Origin of the sequence: Microvirga flocculans ATCC BAA-817 (genome assembly GCF_000518665.1) — a bacterium.
GTDB classification, from domain to species: Bacteria; Pseudomonadota; Alphaproteobacteria; order Rhizobiales; family Beijerinckiaceae; genus Microvirga; species Microvirga flocculans.
In genome coordinates this window covers 47,509-63,518 of the sequence record NZ_JAEA01000006.1, presented here as the reverse complement: position 1 = coordinate 63,518, position 16,010 = coordinate 47,509, and the positions used below count along the sequence as shown (strand labels likewise).

17 protein-coding genes are annotated in these 16,010 nt (G+C 64.7%); 14 read left to right on the top strand and 3 right to left on the bottom strand.

Annotated elements, in window-relative coordinates:
* Positions 1-186: 186 nt before the first annotated feature.
* The 6 genes from L879_RS0107165 (at position 187) to L879_RS0107140 (ending at position 3,540) form a co-directional block, all read left to right on the top strand.
* Positions 187-1,212: a class I fructose-bisphosphate aldolase gene (locus L879_RS0107165; protein WP_027315508.1), complete on the top strand. Its 1,026-nt coding sequence runs from the start codon at positions 187-189 to the stop codon at positions 1,210-1,212.
* A 300-nt stretch (positions 1,213-1,512) separates the two neighbouring features.
* Positions 1,513-1,830, top strand: a complete 318-nt coding sequence (locus tag L879_RS0107160; RefSeq protein ID WP_027315507.1) for a hypothetical protein — start codon at positions 1,513-1,515, stop codon at positions 1,828-1,830.
* Entirely contained in the window at positions 1,831-2,103 is a 273-nt protein-coding gene (locus L879_RS0107155; RefSeq protein WP_027315506.1) for a hypothetical protein, read from the top strand. It begins immediately after the preceding gene.
* Positions 2,100-2,597: a hypothetical protein gene (locus L879_RS0107150; protein WP_027315505.1), complete on the top strand. Its 498-nt coding sequence runs from the start codon at positions 2,100-2,102 to the stop codon at positions 2,595-2,597. Before L879_RS0107155 ends, L879_RS0107150 begins: the two co-directional genes overlap by 4 nt.
* Before the next feature lie 391 nt (positions 2,598-2,988).
* The gene (locus tag L879_RS23575; RefSeq protein ID WP_154664119.1) at positions 2,989-3,141 is read left to right on the top strand and encodes a hypothetical protein; all 153 of its coding nucleotides are present in this window, start codon (positions 2,989-2,991) and stop codon (positions 3,139-3,141) included.
* 93 nt (positions 3,142-3,234) lie between these two features.
* On the top strand, positions 3,235-3,540 hold the full coding sequence (locus L879_RS0107140; protein ID WP_027315503.1) for a hypothetical protein: 306 nt from the start codon (positions 3,235-3,237) through the stop codon (positions 3,538-3,540).
* Between the two features lie 68 nt (positions 3,541-3,608).
* Here the strand turns inward: L879_RS0107140 and L879_RS0107135 are convergent, their stop codons facing one another.
* On the bottom strand, positions 3,609-3,893 hold the full coding sequence (locus L879_RS0107135; RefSeq protein WP_245265181.1) for a chaperone modulator CbpM: 285 nt from the start codon (positions 3,891-3,893) through the stop codon (positions 3,609-3,611).
* Positions 3,894-4,796 carry a DnaJ C-terminal domain-containing protein gene (locus L879_RS0107130; protein WP_027315501.1) on the bottom strand — a complete coding sequence of 301 codons (903 nt, stop codon included), beginning with the start codon at positions 4,794-4,796 and terminating at the stop codon, positions 3,894-3,896.
* A 457-nt stretch (positions 4,797-5,253) separates the two neighbouring features.
* Here L879_RS0107130 and L879_RS20780 point away from each other — a divergent pair, with 457 nt between their 5' ends.
* Positions 5,254-5,568, top strand: coding sequence for a hypothetical protein (locus L879_RS20780; RefSeq protein WP_154664118.1), 315 nt, complete (start codon positions 5,254-5,256; stop codon positions 5,566-5,568).
* A 158-nt stretch (positions 5,569-5,726) separates the two neighbouring features.
* Here the strand turns inward: L879_RS20780 and L879_RS20775 are convergent, their stop codons facing one another.
* Entirely contained in the window at positions 5,727-6,431 is a 705-nt protein-coding gene (locus tag L879_RS20775; RefSeq protein ID WP_051435123.1) for a trypsin-like serine protease, read from the bottom strand.
* Between the two features lie 302 nt (positions 6,432-6,733).
* On the opposite strand from L879_RS20775, the gene L879_RS0107115 reads away from it, so the two are divergent.
* The 7 genes from L879_RS0107115 to L879_RS0107085 all read left to right on the top strand — a co-directional run bounded on the left by L879_RS0107115 (position 6,734) and on the right by L879_RS0107085 (position 16,003).
* Positions 6,734-7,015, top strand: a complete 282-nt coding sequence (locus L879_RS0107115) for a hypothetical protein (protein WP_027315500.1) — start codon at positions 6,734-6,736, stop codon at positions 7,013-7,015.
* Between the two features lie 214 nt (positions 7,016-7,229).
* Positions 7,230-7,415 (top strand): hypothetical protein, encoded by a 186-nt coding sequence (locus L879_RS0107110; RefSeq protein ID WP_027315499.1) that lies wholly within the window; start codon positions 7,230-7,232, stop codon positions 7,413-7,415.
* A 177-nt stretch (positions 7,416-7,592) separates the two neighbouring features.
* On the top strand, positions 7,593-8,378 hold the full coding sequence (locus tag L879_RS0107105) for an ion transporter (RefSeq protein WP_027315498.1): 786 nt from the start codon (positions 7,593-7,595) through the stop codon (positions 8,376-8,378).
* A gap of 157 nt (positions 8,379-8,535) precedes the next feature.
* Positions 8,536-9,051: a hypothetical protein gene (locus L879_RS0107100; RefSeq protein WP_027315497.1), complete on the top strand. Its 516-nt coding sequence runs from the start codon at positions 8,536-8,538 to the stop codon at positions 9,049-9,051.
* A gap of 426 nt (positions 9,052-9,477) precedes the next feature.
* Complete coding sequence (locus L879_RS0107095; RefSeq protein ID WP_210163808.1) at positions 9,478-13,044, top strand: DEAD/DEAH box helicase; 3,567 nt, start codon at positions 9,478-9,480, stop codon at positions 13,042-13,044.
* Positions 13,045-13,177: 133 nt separating this feature from the next.
* Entirely contained in the window at positions 13,178-13,870 is a 693-nt protein-coding gene (locus L879_RS0107090) for a hypothetical protein (protein WP_027315495.1), read from the top strand.
* Between the two features lie 510 nt (positions 13,871-14,380).
* A complete protein-coding gene (locus tag L879_RS0107085) occupies positions 14,381-16,003 on the top strand; it encodes a site-specific integrase (protein WP_154664117.1) in 1,623 nt (540 codons plus the stop codon).
* The last annotated feature ends 7 nt before the right edge of the window (positions 16,004-16,010 follow it).

Here is a 16,010-nt window from a genome sequence, read left to right as displayed (position 1 = left end):
GGTCGAGGGCTGGAACCGGCCCCTTGATCTCTGGCGCCTGGTAATGTGCGCTCTCCCTCGGCCCGGACGGGCGCGGCTGAGAGCGAGGTTGGATACCGTATCCAAGGCTTGCCCCAGGGCGGTGATCCCGCCTTTTCCAACCTCCGGGCGGCCCGGGGCGAAGCCGATCACCAGTGGAGGAAGATGATGGATCTCGACCAACTGGCACAAACCGCGGCGGCCATGGTGCAGCCCGGCAAGGGCATCCTGGCCGCCGATGAAAGCTCGGGGACGATCAAGAAGCGCTTCGATGCGATCGGCGTCGAATCCACCGCCGACAACCGGCGTGACTACCGCGAGCTTCTCTTCCGCTCGACGGACGCGATGAGAAACTCCATCTCGGGCGTCATCCTCTACGACGAGACGATCCGGCAGGTCGCGAAGGACGGGACGCCGCTGGTGAAGCTGATCGAGCAGGCCGGCGCGGTTCCCGGCATTAAGGTCGATCTCGGCACCAAGCCGCTGCCGTTCTGCCCCGGCGAGACGATCACGGAAGGTCTTGATGGCCTGCGCGAGCGCCTGACGGAGTATCGCGGCCTCGGGGCCCGCTTCGCAAAATGGCGTGCGGTGATCGACATCAGCGAGGGCATTCCGACTTGGGCGGCCGTGAAGGCCAACGCTCATGCCTTGGCGCGCTATGCGGCACTCTGCCAGGAGCAGGACGTGGTGCCGATCGTCGAGCCCGAGGTCCTGATGGACGGGGCGCACGACATCGACCGCTGCGCCACCGTGACGGAGTTCGTGCTCAAAACCGTCTTCCAGGAGCTGTACGAGCAGCGGGTCGTTCTCGAGGGCATGGTGCTGAAGCCCAACATGGTGATCGCGGGCAAGAAATCGCCACGGCAAGCGTCCGTGGAGGAGGTCGCCGAGAAGACCATGCTGGTGCTCAAGCGCTGCGTGCCCGCCGCCGTGCCCGGCATCGCGTTCCTCTCGGGCGGCCAGTCGGACGAGGAGGCGACCGCCCATCTGGACGCCATGAACAGGATCGGCGGGGTGCCCTGGCGCCTGACCTTCTCCTATGGTCGTGCGCTCCAGGCGGCGCCGCAGAAGGCATGGTCCGGCAAGCCTGAGAACGTCGAGGCGGCCCAGCGCGCCTTCACGCACCGCGCGAGAATGAATGGCCTGGCCACGATGGGGCAGTGGAAAAGGCAACTTGAGGAAGCCGTAGGGTGATCCCGGTCCGCAGAGTGGGTAAGCCGCTCGTCAAGGAGCGCTTTGCCGCTTTGGCTCCGTCCCTCGCAGACTGAGGGTGGGCGATCACGCCACAGCGCCGGGAGAGCAAGACCGCGAAGGCCGAGGCTAAGATTGCTCCGTTGAGCGCCAAGGCGCAGCAGGCCGCATGGACGAGGAAAGGTTCTCGACAAGATCACATGGGACGAGCCGGTCTCATCCCGTTTGATCGCACGTCTTGATTGGACGAAGCAAATCTACGACGAATGAGCTGCGTCCGGACCGGGCGGCGAGGAGATTAGGATGAGGTTTAGCGAGGGGGACGGGAGCCAAAATCTCGGCAAGATCCGGGAGGTCGAGCACTGGTCGGTCAACGTGTCGCAAGAGGACGAGGTCACAGGCCAGTCCTTCAAAGGCACGAAACATTTTGCGGTGCTCCATGTCGACCATTGGGGGCACCGGCGATCACGGAAGCTGAAGCTCTACTTCACCGGTCGCGAACTGGCTCTCGTCATGCACCAGGTGATGAACGATCCGGCGTTCGAAAAGGTAAGGAAGGACTACTTCGACCAATGCAAGACCTACGAACCCGGAGAAACATGCAGTGAACGGAGACCCTGAATGAGATTTCGTGAAGGCAATACCGGCACCTACAACCTCGCCCTGCTCGAACTTGTGCAGCCCGTGACCTTTGCGGCGTCGAAGGGCGAAACCGAAAACTTGGTGAGCGTCGAGTTCTCCATGCCCCATCGGGAACGGGGGCTGGAGAGTGCTGTCGCCTTCACGGGCCGCGAGCTTGCGGACGTCGTGCGAGAGGTAATGGCGAACCCGAAGCTGCAGTCGATCCGGGATGAATACCTTCATCACCTCCATGGTAGGGCGCCAAACACATGAAGAAACCGATCGCTGCCGTCGTTGCCAGCCTGATGGCTGGAACAGCCCATGCGAGAGTGTCGTGCGAGGACTTCAAAGCCAAAGTGAACGACACCCTACAGGGACAGGGCAAGACAGCATTGGAATGGGAGCGAGCCTCAAGCTTCAAAGGTTTCAACAGTGTCAATCCGTCGGCATCTGGCATCAAGGCCGCGATCGAGTGCAACGATGCCGGTGAGCTTGTCGAACTCGGTGCATCGGTTCCTTCTCTGGACGACGCCGACAAGACGGCTGAACCCGTCTTCGTGCGGGGAATGCTGCTGGCCATCGACCCCAAGCTCACCTCGGTGCAGGCTGATGACTTGGCAACGAAGGCCAGGCAGCGCCTCGTGAGCCTGAGCAAGGCAACCGGCTCGTACCGGATGCCCATGCCCGGATACGTGGTCACCTTCGAAAGGGCCCCTGGCTTCAAAGGCGGGGTCCGGTTCCGATACGAACTGGAGCCAGGGAGATAGCAAGACCACCACCCCGGTGACCTGTATGCCGTGGGGCGGGGCTCCCCGGGATCTGAGATCGTCGTATCCAGTCGTCCGCTTGACCGCGCAGGAATGAGACGGGTGTCAGGTCCGCTGATCCAGCCCATGCGCTGGCTTGGGTTGCGGAACTTCCCGGCTGAAGAGTTCACCGATGTTTTGGACGCCGGTGCGCACCGCCTCCGACATCCGCGCGAAACCCGACCGCAAGCCGGGTGAGCGGACGGTGACGTCTGAGCGGACCGAGGCGGCTTGCCTCGCATGGTCCCTGGGCACCGAGCCGGCCGCGATTGCAGCTTTCCTGAGTGCTCCGAAACGGGCGCACGGTGTCACTGCAAGAAAGTCAAAGTGTCACTGCGAGGAAATCACACCCATGAAGCCGAAAGCACTCTCGCTAGCCGTCCTGCCTCTTCTCCTGACGACAGGCACGGCCAGCGCCAAAGTGTCCTGTGACGAGTTCAAGAACAGTCTTTCGATGCACTTCGTGCTCGACAACAAATCCCGGCCGGTCTGGGAAGCCGAGTAGTCCGATCCGAAAGGCTTTCGGATCAACAACTACGAAGACCATTTTGAAACGGGCGTCGGCTGCGACGAGAAGGGCGAATTTGAAAACCTGCATGTGACGTTCTTCGAGGAGCGAGATCCCAGAATCGAGCAGCTCTTCCTGGTGGCGATGCTGCGGTCTGTGGATAACAACCTCCAGATCGGACAAGCCATGGACCTGGCCCGCAAGGCCAAGCGGCGCCTGAGCCAGGATATGAGCAACGACTATGGCGAGGATAATTTCCAGGTCGGCGATTATCACGTCTCCTTTCAGCAGATGGGCAGATACTTCCGTGCCCAGATTGAACGCCCGGACTACAGAAAACAGCGGGAGGAGCTCTTGAAAGAGATGGGAGAGGAAGCTGACGGGGATGCCGAATAAGGCGGTCGCGTGCACGCGGCAGTGGAAAAGCGAACGGGGGAACCGTGGCGTGATCCTGGCCGGCAGGCTTATAGCCCGGGCGGGCGGTCGGCTCGGGCATGGAGGAGTTCGCGCAGCACGCTGCGCAGGCCATGAACCTGGTCGATGAGGTCCAGAACGATGCCAATGCCTTCGTCGTTGACCCCGATCCCGTCTTTGAGGTCCCGGATGAGCCGGGCTCGCGCCACATCCAGTTCGGAAAAGGCGAAGCCCGCTTGGTCCCGCTGCGGCAGAAGCCAGCCTTCCTCGATCCAGACCTGAACCGTGCCCGCATCGACATCCAGACGCAGTTGGAACTCCTCCAGGGTCAGCATCTACGCCTCCATGCCGTCTCGGGGATTGTAGGACGCGCCGGTCCACCGCTCCGCAAAGGCTTCCAGTTCCGGATCCGGGCGGTCGGGCAGGACGACCTTCAGGACGGCGTGCAGGTCGCCCTGCGTTCCATCCGGCCGCGGCGCGCCCTTGCCCTTCAGCCGCAGGATGCGTCCCGTGTTGCTGCCTTTCGGGACGCTGACCATGACAGGTCCCGTCGGCGTCGGGATCTGAATGCGGCCTCCGAGGACGGCCTCGCGCAGGGAAATCGGCACCTCGAGGCGAATGTCGTCGTCCTGTCGCGTGAAGAGGCGGTGCGGGCGCACGTGGACCTCGATCAAGGCGTCGCCGGGCGGGCCGCCGCCGATGCCGGGCTCCCCTTTGCCGGCGAGGCGCACCACTTGGCCGTCCCGGATGCCGGCCGGAATGCTGATGTCGAGCGACTGGCCGTTCGGCAGGGTGACGGTCTTGCGGGTGCCGTTCACCGCCTCGAGGAAGTCGAGGGCGAGGCGAAAGCGGAGATCCTGCCCGGGCATCGCGAAACGGCTTCGCGTGCCGCGGCGGAGAAGTTCCGACAGGATGTCCTGATCCATGAAATCGGCGAAGCCGGAATCGCTGTGGTAGGACGGTCCGGCGTCCTCAGCCGCAAAGTCCCGGTAATACCGGCGCTGGGGCCGCTCAGCGCCGGAAGCGTCGATCTCGCCGCGGTCGAAGCGGGCCCGCTTCTCAGGGTCGCTCAGCAGATCGTAGGCGGCCGAGACCGCCTTGAAGCGGTCCTCGGCCGTCCGGTCGCCGGGGTTGAGGTCCGGATGGTACTTCTTGGCCAGCTTCCGATAGGCCTTCTGGATCTCCTCCGCAGACGCGTTGGGCTTCACGCCAAGCAATTCGTAAGGGGACTCGGCCACGACCTCCCTCCATTCAACCGAGCGTTCTAGGTCCTCGCGAACGCAACATGCGTTCCTGCTACAGGAGCAAAACGCCGGTTCGGCTGGTCCGGATCCCTGATCCGGGGGCGTATCTAGATCTCAAAGGGCGATCGATAGGACATGGAAGGAGCACTGTCACCGGATCAGGACACGGTCCTCACGTCTGACAGCTCGGCTCCCGGATCGAGCACATCAGGTTCGGGATTCGTCGATCCGTCGACCCGAGGGCTTCCCACTGCGACGCAAGCGGCTCACCGGAACCTTCCCGCACCATCAGAGTTAGTGCGGCGCGGGCGGGAGCAGGACGTTCTCGCACGCTCCTGCAACTCCCCGCACAGTCATAGATCGTCCACTCCGTGAGACGAGGCGATCGCATCCCTTGTGACGAAACTGAAAAAGCAGGGTGCCTTCGGCACTCTATTTTGGAGGAATGGTCATGAGAAAAACCCTGATTGGTCTCACCTCAGCACTCGCTATCGCAGCTTCGACAGCCGCCGTCCCAACACCGGCCTCGGCTTACCCGGGTTGGGTCATACCGGCGATTGCCGCCGCCGGGGTCGGTGGGATTGCCCTCGGGGCAGGAATCAGCTCTGCCCAGGCCCAGACCACCGGCTCGATCTTCCCCGCATCTCCGGGTACCCCGGCTCAGCCACAGATCAACTATGACCCGAACACGACGGTCCAGCCGGGCTGCCATCTCGCCCGCGAGCGCATCCGTGGAGAATGGCGCCGCGTCGAGGTCTGCCCCTAATCCTGCCGGATAGGGCTGGACCGCAATAGACAAACTCTCTGACTAATCGCGAGTGCCGGGACGGCTCCTCTCTCGGAAGCCGGGGAGGGGATCAGCCTGTCTCGGCGCTTCCCGCGATGTCTGAATACGCAAGCCCAATGAATGGCTCGTCCTTGGGCTCACAACTGCGGACTGGCGATCGCGGCAGGCGCGATCATGAGGATGTTGCCGCATGGCGCCTGAGGCGTGATGACGGCGCTTGCCACGCCCCAGAGCAGGGGGCCGCTCCGACCCGGGATGACGACAGGACCGCCCGAGTCGCCCACGCACGCGCGGGCGCCGACCGTGCGTGCAATGATCAACCCCGTCTCGGTCAGAGCAAGAGGCTTCAGGGTGGCTGTCTTGAGGGTTCCCGCCGTTGATCCCGAGAGGCCCACGCCGGCCAGCTGCAAAGTCGATGGAATGCGCTGCGATCGGTCGGCGAGTCTCAGTGGCCTCCGCCCCCTGACCGGCGTCTCCAGGCGTAAGACAGCCACATCAAGCGAGATCTCGTTGAGCATGTCGGCCAGATCGCGGGATGCGAGGCGCCCTGGCGCGAAGGCATGACGGGCCGCTGCGGCGACCCGATGAGCCGAAGCGATCCGCCGGCTCCCTTGATAGGGAAAAACCACCGCCCCCACCGGATTTCCCCTGATGCAGTGCGCCGCTGTGAGCACGAGGTCCGGAGCGATGAGGGCTCCCGAGCAGCGGCTCAACCGAAGTGATGCGTCAGGCTGGACGAGGGTGCCGACCGCGACTGTCGCGCGGGCGAGCGGGTCGTCGGCCCGCGCGAGCGCGCCGCCTTCGATGGCGTGGGTTTGGCCGATAGGCCATGTGAGAGCCATGGCTAGGAGCCTCCCGGGCAGATATTTGCGGATCCGGCGTCCCTCGCCTCTCGTGGAAATGGAAAGCCATCTCATGGTCGCAACCACAATCAGATCACGGCGGACTGCATCCTGGTCCAGCTGCCCGTCGGCATGCTCAAGGCGCCGGTGCCGGAAGAGGTAAGCAAGCGACCTCTCGCTTCAAGGCTGGCAACTACCTCTGAGAGGAAGCGTGCCAGGACCGTGCGATCCTCAGGAACCCGGAACAAGGTCCGAAGTTGTGAAGAACAGATCAGGAAATCGATGTTGCAGAGGAGGTCGACATGCTCAAGCGCGCGCTCCCTGGCGCATTGGCGGCTGTGGTCCTGGGCGTTGCCGCCGCGGGATCCTCGTTCCCTGAGTTCGCTCAGAACATGCCAGCCCGTTGCCTCCCGCAGGAGATCCAGACCGGCGGGCTTCACGACGGGTGCGGCGGAGCCGTCACGTTCGGCATGAACGGGCCTATGGTGGTGCCTGGACAGGCTCCCGACGTCGAGGCGACCGGCAGCATCACCGGCCGCATGTCGGACGATGCAGCCCAGCACCACAGCGATAACCCTGAATAGATCGTCAGTTCCGGTCCATGAAGCACCCGAGCCGTCGACATACCATGGCTGCGGCGGGTCCGTGATCGCGGTGGCGGATGGCAGGACGGCGGGCGACGCTGAAAGCCGCGACCGGATGGGCCGTCCGTGTTGTTCTGCCCCTCCCGAAAGCATGTCATGAGATATTCATCTTTCGCTGGTTAGAGCTGTGGCCCGTTCGCAAGGACGGTGGCCGATGCTGATCTGGACTACAGCTGTTGCCTTTCTCCTTTCCCTCGTGGCGGTGGGCCCGCTGCGGGAACTCTCACCCTCTTGGCTCCAGACCGGTGCTGAGCTGGTGGCGGTGATCAGCCTCTTTGCTCTGGTGTGCCTGCTGGAATCTAGCGGCAGCAACACCGACCGCTCCAACCCGGCTGCCTGATAGGATAGGTCCACCTTCCGTGGTTGGAGGAGCCCAATAACCCCTTCCGCTGGGCTAGGGCCACGCTTACCTGTTGCTCCGCCCCGTTCTGCAGGCTCCCAGGCGGCAGCGTCAATGCCGGCGTCTTGCTGTAGGCAGCGGGCAGGCGACATCCTTTCTGACTTTGAGAAGACGACCATGCTGGAACGATTGTTGAAAGACCCCCGAACCGAGCGCGTGATCCTGACGCTGATTATCATCAACGCCATCACCCTGGGCCTCGAGACCAGCCCCTCGGCCATGGCCGCCTTGGGCCCCGTGCTGATTGCCGTCGACCGGATTGTCCTCGCGATCTTCGTGCTGGAGCTGGCAGCCCGCCTCATGGTCCACCGCCTCTCCTTCTTCCGCGATCCCTGGAGCGTGTTCGACCTTGCGGTGGTTGGCATTGCCCTCGTTCCGGCCACGGGAGCGCTGTCGGTGCTTCGGGCCTTGCGGGTCTTGCGGGTGCTGCGCCTGATCACGGCCGTGCCCTCGCTCCAGCGGGTGGTCGGCGGGCTCGTCTCGGCCTTGCCCGGCATGGGCTCGATCACGCTCCTGCTGGCGCTCATCCTCTACGTCTTTGCCGTCATGGCGACGAAGCTGTTCGGCCAGACCAACCCGGAGCAGTTCGGCTCGCTGGGAGCCACCGCCTACACGCTGTTCCAGGTCATGACCTTCGACGACTGGTCCGGCGGCATCGTGAAGCCGCTGGCAGAGCAGCATCCTTACGCCATCGCCTTCTTCTTGGTCTTCATCCTGCTGTCGACCTTCATGGCGTTGAACCTGTTCATCGGCGTCATCGTCAATGCGATCGATGCTGAGACGGCAGCCAATGCGCCGAAGCTGACCCACCCGGCGCATAGCGACGAGCGTCTCATCGCCGAGATCCGGGCTCTGCGAGCCGAGATTGCCGAACTCAAGGGCCAGATGAGCAAGGCGGCCTGACCGGGCTGGTAGTCAAGTCGCTGCGTCGACAGCCCACGGCGAGGCGATCTGATCCCACGCGATTTCGACTTGGAGAGTTGCTTGAGACAGGCAGAGCAGCTTTGGTAAGAACCTGCGGATTACAGTGCAGCTCTGCTCTCTGAGTGGAGACAGCGCCATGAAAGGCTATCTGCTCGCCGCGATCGGGTTCATCGTGGCTTCTTCCGCAGCCGTTGCTGACGGCATGGGCTTGGCCGGTTCCCTCTGGCAATGCACCCGTGCAAGCGATCGGTCCCGGTTCGTGATCACCTTCTATCCGGGCGGCGGCGTCGGAGGAGGGGAGTTGGAGAGCGACGAGGTGAGCCCTTACATCTTCGACGCCTCTCGGACAAAGCTGGGGGAATGGCCCGGACAGTGGAAGCAGACAGGCCAGCGCTTCACCTGGGTTTTCCCAGATCAGAGCATACGGATTGAGGGGAGCCTTCAGGGATCAGGTCAGCCCGGAGCGCGGCTCGTCGGCTCCGAGACCTCGTCAGGGGACAGATCTGCGGTGACATGTACGGCCCTATCCAAGCTGCCGAAGGTCGGAGAGGGGCTTGTCATCCCGAGGGACAGCCGCTTCATCGACCTGGACGGAGAGGAGGGCGAACTCAAGGTACCGGCCGGAATCTCCCTCCAGCCACGAGGGCGGTGAGAACTCGTCTGCCCGAGTAAGCTATAAACTCTTGTGCTTGGCCCGTTGCTGCCCCGACACAGCCGATCTCTGGAGCACCAACTGTTATGGCGGGACGACGGGCATCCTCGCCGATGGGCGCAGGACCGACGCGCTGCCGCCGTAGCCCCGCGCCTGGGCGTGCTGCAGCGGCGTCACCCCGTTGTGGTCAGCGATCCTGAGATCGGCGCCAACCTCGACGAGGGACCGCGACCATCTGCCTCTGAATACGCAGCGGGACCTGAGGTGGAATTGACACGCGGAGCTTCACGGCTGAGATCTCATAGAATGGCTGTCCAAAAGCCGTATGAGATCGAGTGCTGCATGCCGGGGCAACGTCCGTTTTTCCAGAAGAAGATCACAGAGCTCAAAGCGCTGTTCGAAGCCTCTCGCGGGAACCGTGCCGTCTTGGAGGCACTGGCCGAGGAGCTGAACCATCGCAACGTGCCAAAGGCCAGGGACCTAGCGGTTGAAGTCGAAGGCGCGTTGGCGCATCTCAGGAAAGCCGAGGTCCAGGCCGTGGGTGCCGGCGGATCGTCGCGCCAGACGCCACGAAGGGCTGCTCCGGAGCCGTCGCCGACCGCCACCGTCCTGCCCTTTCCACCTCGGCCGGCCCCTGAGCCGCCAGCCGACGAACCGCGCTCCCACAGGACGGCGGAACCGCGAGAGGCTCAGCGGCAGCAGACAGCTCCTCCGACAGAGGACCTGGGTCCGCTCCCAACGTTCCCGAGCCCCAAGTGCCTTAACGAACCACGTTCCCTGCTCGCCGCATGGACGGCGCTGGAAGCCCTGTCGCCCCAGACCTACCAGAAGCCGGAGGATCTGGCCGCCGGCGACCGCCGGTGTGTTGCCGACCTGACCACCGGCCAGGTGCCGTGGGGACGGGGCGAGACCTCAAGGCCGAAGAAGAAGCTCTACTATCAGGTGGTCCTCGGGGCGATCGCGATGGATCGGGCGACTGACGAGCTCATGAAGGCCTTCGGGACCGACGAGGAGCGCAGCCGCCGGGAGCGGGAGAAGGCGGCGATCGCAGCGGTGCTCGTGGACAAGGACGGCTTCGTGCTCGAGGACAACGCTATCGCCGTGTCCTCCTTCGCGTGGGCCCTGCCGCATGCCCTGAAGCTCAACCTCGGGGGACTCGGTGCATGGCCGCGGGTCGAACGGACCCTGCTCGACCGTGTCGACCAGATCGTGCGGCGCAGGGACGCCGACGGGAGGCCGCTGCCGCTGGACATGGCCACCGTCCGGCGGGCGCACGATTGGCTCGTCGCGCAGTTCCAGCTTCCCACACACCTCGTCGAGAAGCCGACGTTCGCCCTGCGGGTCTATCACTACTACAAGTCCAAGACGCCGCCGGAGGCGTCGCTCCTGAACTCCTTCTTCCTGGCCGACCTCGCCAGGGCGTCTGAACTCGTAGGCAACGGCAACGCCGGTCCGGGCCTGCGGCGCTATCTCGGCATGGAGCATCCCGGCAAGACCGAGGATGTCCTCGCCGACCTGAAGCTCATCGAGCCTGCGGTCGCCCCGGCCCAGATCCCTCCGTCGCGCTGGCCGTCACAGGGTGGTCACCCGCTCGTGCTGCTCCAGCAGGCCGCCGTAAACCTGGCCCGGTCCGAGCTTGGAGGCGGCGGTGGCATCATGGGCGTCAACGGCCCGCCCGGCACCGGAAAGACCACGCTGCTGCGCGACCTGGTCGCGAGCTGCGTCGTCGACCGCGCCGCCGCCATGGTGCGGTTCGATGATCCGGCTTCGGCCTTCACCAGTTCGGGACAGAAGATCTCAGTTGGAGGCAACGCCTTCCTCCACCTCTACCGGCTCGATCCCAGACTCAAGGGGCACGAGATCCTGGTCGCGTCGAGCAACAATAAGGCTGTCGAGAACGTCAGCCGCGAGCTGCCTCTGAAGAAGGAGTTCGGCCGGCCGACCGAGGTCGCCTACTTCCGCTCGATCAGCGACCGCCTCGCGAACTCCGTCGGACTCGATGACGACGATGTGGATGCCGACATCAAGGCCGTCGAGACCTGGGGCCTGATCGCCGCCGTGCTTGGCAACGCGAAGAACCGGGCCGCCTTTCAGCAGAAGTTCTGGTGGGACGAGGAGTTTGGCTTCCGCGTCTATCTCAAGGCCGCCAAGGGGGAGTCTGTCGTCCGCGAGATCAAGGATCCCGTCACGGACCGGGTGATCGAACGGCGCACGCCCGAGGTGGTCGTCCGGGAGCAGCCTGCATCCGGAGATGCGGCCGCTGCGCGCTGGCGCAAGGCCAGATCCCGGTTCAAGGCGCTGACGCGGGAGGTCGAGGCCGAGCTCAAGCGCATGGAGGAGCTGCGTGCCACCTGCCAACGCCTGCCCGGAGAGCGTGACAAGCTCGCCAAGCTCGAGGAGCAGCACGTAGCGCTTGAGCGGCAGGGTGCGGACGCCAGACGCGTCCTCGATGTGCGCACCTCCGAACACGCGAAGCAGGCCGATCAGGCCAGGCGCCAGGAGACCGCCCAGGCGAGCCATGCCTTATTGCGCCCCGGATTCTTCGCGCGTCTGTTCGGCACCGCCAGCTGGAAGCAGTGGTCGAGGGAGGCGAAGGAACTTGCCGACCGTACGAGGGAAGCCCAGGGAAGGGCGGCGGCGGCAGAGAGGTCGAGGGTCGACGCCCTTGCCGCCTCCGATGCCTTAGCCAGCAGAGTCTCGGCCTCGGCGAAGGACCTCGCAGGCCAGAGGGATCTCGTATCCCGGCTACAGCAGACGGTCGACCAGGGCCGGGCGGAGATCGGGGACAGGCTCATCGACCAGGGCTTCTTCGGCGGCGATCACGAGAAGATCCATCTGACGGCTCCGTGGCTGCCTGACGCCTTCCAACGCAAGCGCGAGGAACTCTTCATGGCTGCCCTGGAGGTCCAGAAGGCGTTTGTCGACGCCTCGGCCCAGAAGGTGCAGCATAACCTGGGTGCCCTGATGAGCGCCTTCACGGCGGGGGCATTCCCAGAGGAGGAGAAGAAGGCGCTGCTGGGCGACCTATGGTCCACGCTCTTCATGGTCATCCCGGTCGTGTCGACCACGTTCGCGTCCGTCGACCGGATGCTCGGCGACCTGAAGCCGAGTAGTCTGGGATGGCTCCTGATCGACGAGGCCGGGCAGGCGCTGCCGCAGGCTGCCGTCGGGGCGATCATGCGGGCGAAGCGGTCCATCGTTATCGGGGATCCGCTCCAGATCCCGCCGGTGGTCTCGCTGCCCGACCGCCTCACCGCCGAGATCTGCACGTTCTTCAAGGTCGACATGGCCGAATGGGCGGCGGCGATCGCCTCCGCGCAGACGCTCGCGGACAAGGCCTCCAAGACGAAGGCGTCGTTCCGGTCGGAGCAGGGCAGGCGGACGGTCGGGGTGCCGCTGCTGGTGCATCGCCGCTGCCAGGATCCCATGTTCAGGATCTCCAACGAGATCGCCTATGCCGGCGAGATGGTGCATGCCCCGAAACCGAAGGATCCTGGGCCCGTCGGTAGGCTCCTGGGCCAGTCCTGCTGGTTCGACATCGACGGGACGGCGGAGACCAAGTGGTGTCCTGACGAGGGCGAGATCGTCGTGCGGATGCTGAGGGCTGTCGCTGCAGCCGGCATCACATCGCCGGACATCTTCGTGATCACGCCGTTCAAGATCGTCGAGCAGGAGATGCGCCGGCGGCTGGAACGGGAGCGGGACGTCTTCTCGACGTTTCAGGCACAGCCCGACGAGTGGGCACGCGATCGCGTCGGGACGATCCATACCTTCCAGGGCCGCGAGGCCGAGACGGTGATCCTCCTGCTCGGCGCTCCGAACGCGGGCCAGCATGGCGCGCGGAGTTGGGCGGGCTCGGGACCTAATATCCTCAACGTGGCCGTCACGCGCGCGAAGCAGAACCTCTATGTGGTCGGTTCATACGGCGCCTGGTCTGGGATCCCGAACTTCAGCGAGATGGCCCGGCTTCTGCCGCGGATGCGTGTGTCATGAGAGCACGGCCGCTTCCGAACCAGGGGCATGGGGGCTTCGAATACAGGCGGCCTTGTCGCGGAACTGGCCCGGGCAGGACGTCGCGGCGCGTCATGGTCTCCGGGCGGGTCCTCCGCTCCGCCAGGGAGTTCCCATGAACAAACGTGATGCTGCTGGGGTGGAGACGCCAGCAGGAGCCGACCTCCTCCATCCGTCGTTCCTCTACTATGGGGAGACGGTCGCAAGGTCGTTTCCTCTGATCCTGGTGATTGGCCGCGAGCCCCAGGTCGACAAGCCTGTCAGCCCAGGAGCAGGCACATACGATTTCAGGGGCAGTCCTAGATGCGGCTTCTGGAATTCGGCGGCGGGATTGGCCGCTCGCTACAGCGGCGTTCCCGGGATGACGACGGCAGCCATCAAGCGTGTGTTTCATGCCGCCCAGGCTGCGCCTCTGGTCTTCGCCGACGCCCTCCCGATCGGCCTGTCGGACAAGATCCCGCCGCGCGACAAGGCCCGGCTGCGTCGCGCGGTCCCGAAGGCTGCGATCGACCGACACCTCGCTCACGTCCTCTGTCTCGAGGACCGCCCGGACGCCCAGGTGCGATCCCTGATGGACAGGGTTGAGTTCGTGATCCTCTCCGGTCATGCCGCTCCCGGATTTGAGTATGCATCCGGTATGCTGGTCAGGCACCTTGAGGGTCTGGGAGTTCCATTCGTCAGGACCGCCTTCCTCTTCGGATCGAACATGCCAGGGATCCTGTCGGCGCTAGCCGCCTCGGGCTGGGACACGCGGTTCCGGAGCGTCATGCGCCGGTTTCGGGCGGCGGACCGGAACTTCCCCGCCTAAAGGGGCCATACAGTGGCGGCTTCATGCCCCACATCGATCGCGGCCTCTTTTGTGAGGTGACCATGCGACGGAGGTTCTCTCCGGTTCTAATCAGCCATCGCGGACGCCGGGGGGGGCGGCGGGGTGTGCCGTGGCTGCTTCGGAGGCGTCAGAGGCACCGGTTGCTAGCGAGGACCGTGCCCAACCAGGAGGAGATCGCCGGGACCGCAGCGGTTTGGGAGGACGTCCTGGTCCTGCCATTCAAGGGCTACGGTGTTGCGTCAGCCTTGTCATCTGCTGGTTGGCCATCCGTCATCTGAACACTTACCCTGTCTCCCCGGCTGAGGGTCGTTAAGCTAGGTCTGGGCCCCTGCTTTGGATAGGCGTCTGACCAGGCGCGAAGCAGCCGGCTTGGGAGCGCCGGCGGCGACGCTTCGCATTACGCACTAGGCGCTCTATCTTCAGCCGGAGGTTCATGGGCGGAGAAGCGGGGAGGTCATGGCGTCTCAACACAGTCCCGAGGACTACCGCATGATCTTCGCACCGGACGACTTCAAGTGGTCTGGGGAGCGAGCTCCGGGCCTCCCGATCATCTGCGAGCGCGACGGATCCGTCAGCGAGCCGCTCCTCCGCTTTTTCGGATGGTCGTTCCGCTACAAGCGCACCGCGATCTCGTCCATGCGGGACGAGGCATACATCCTGCGGGAGTGGTGGGCGTATCTTGAAGGCCGGGGATGCCGCTGGGACGAAGTCGACGACCAAGTCATGATCGACTGGCGCGAGCGGATGAAGGAGATGCGCGAGCGGTTGAAGGAGGTGAACAAGAAGCTCGGGGCGGATGCTCGCCGTAGCAAGGATCTCTTGTCCGACCGGCGCATCGGCCGCAAACTCTCGACCGTGTTCACGTTCTATGAGAGCGCGGCCCAAGCGATGTTGCTGGACAGGGAACTGGTCGGCGCGAAAGGACCCATCACCTACCGGGCTGCGGACCGGGGAAAGGGGCGCGGCGGCGCCAGCATCCCGCCCCAAGCCACCGCGCACGGCAGCGTCCGGGTGTGGCGTTGCGCGGAACCCTCAGGACGGAAGGTCACGAGACGACCCACCCCCGACGACACGGGGGTGGCGTCTGTGTTGGGGTATCTGCGGAGTTCCGCCGACGGCCCGGCTCTTGGTGATCGGAACTGGCTCATCGGACGTACGGAGGCCGAAGCCGGTCTCAGGCGCGATGAGGTGGTGAGATTGTCGGTGTTGGCATTGGAGGCTGGGCTGGCGAAGGAGGGGATCAAGGTTCCAAAGCCCGAGAATAGGGCGGAGGCTGTCCGCGCTGGTTGGCAGCCGCAACTCGCAAACCTCGATGCGGTCGCGAACTGGGCCCAGGGCCGGCAGGCCGTCCTGGACGGGCTCGAGCGGCTGGAGCGACGCCACCGCACGAACATTTACATCACGGTGACGGGGAAGGGGCAGGTCACTCGGGAGGTGCCGTTCCCAATCGACCTTGTCCGGGACCTCTTGGCGATCGGTATCTGGGATGTCCGGAGGGACCAGCTTCTGCGGTGGAGCAATGCCTTGCAGCCGCCGGGCCCGCCGGAGATCTTCCTGTCCGAGAAGACAAGAGGCCCTCTGGAAGCCGACGCGATCGGCAACCTCCTCAAGCACGCTTTCAACAAGTGTGTGATCCCGGGGAGCGGCCATCGGCTCCGCGCGTATTTTGCCACGAAACTCGCCGAGCGCCTGTGGGCCGAGGCCTTCGCTGACAACGGGTTCCGCTGGGACCAGCGTGTCGAGAACTTCGTGCTCGACAGGGTGGCCGAAGCGCTCGGGCATGCCAGACCGACCACGACGTGCCGCCACTATCTCGATCTCGGCCGGATGGCGTACTTCAAGACCGGATCCAAGTCCGCGCTCCGGGCCATGCGGCATGTCGTGAACGCGATGGCGGCGCACCACCGCCGGATACCGCCGGAATTCTACGCCAACGTCGCCCGGCTGGTCGAGCGCCGGGGGGGCGGTGTCCCTGCCATCGACGCCCTGGTGAGCGCCATCCTGGAGGATCCGGACTATGCCGTTCCGTCCACAATCCCCACTGGTGGCACCCCTGCTCCGTTTAGCTTCGGTGACGCTCCCTTCCTTCACATTGTCCCTAAAAAAGAGTAATGTGTGA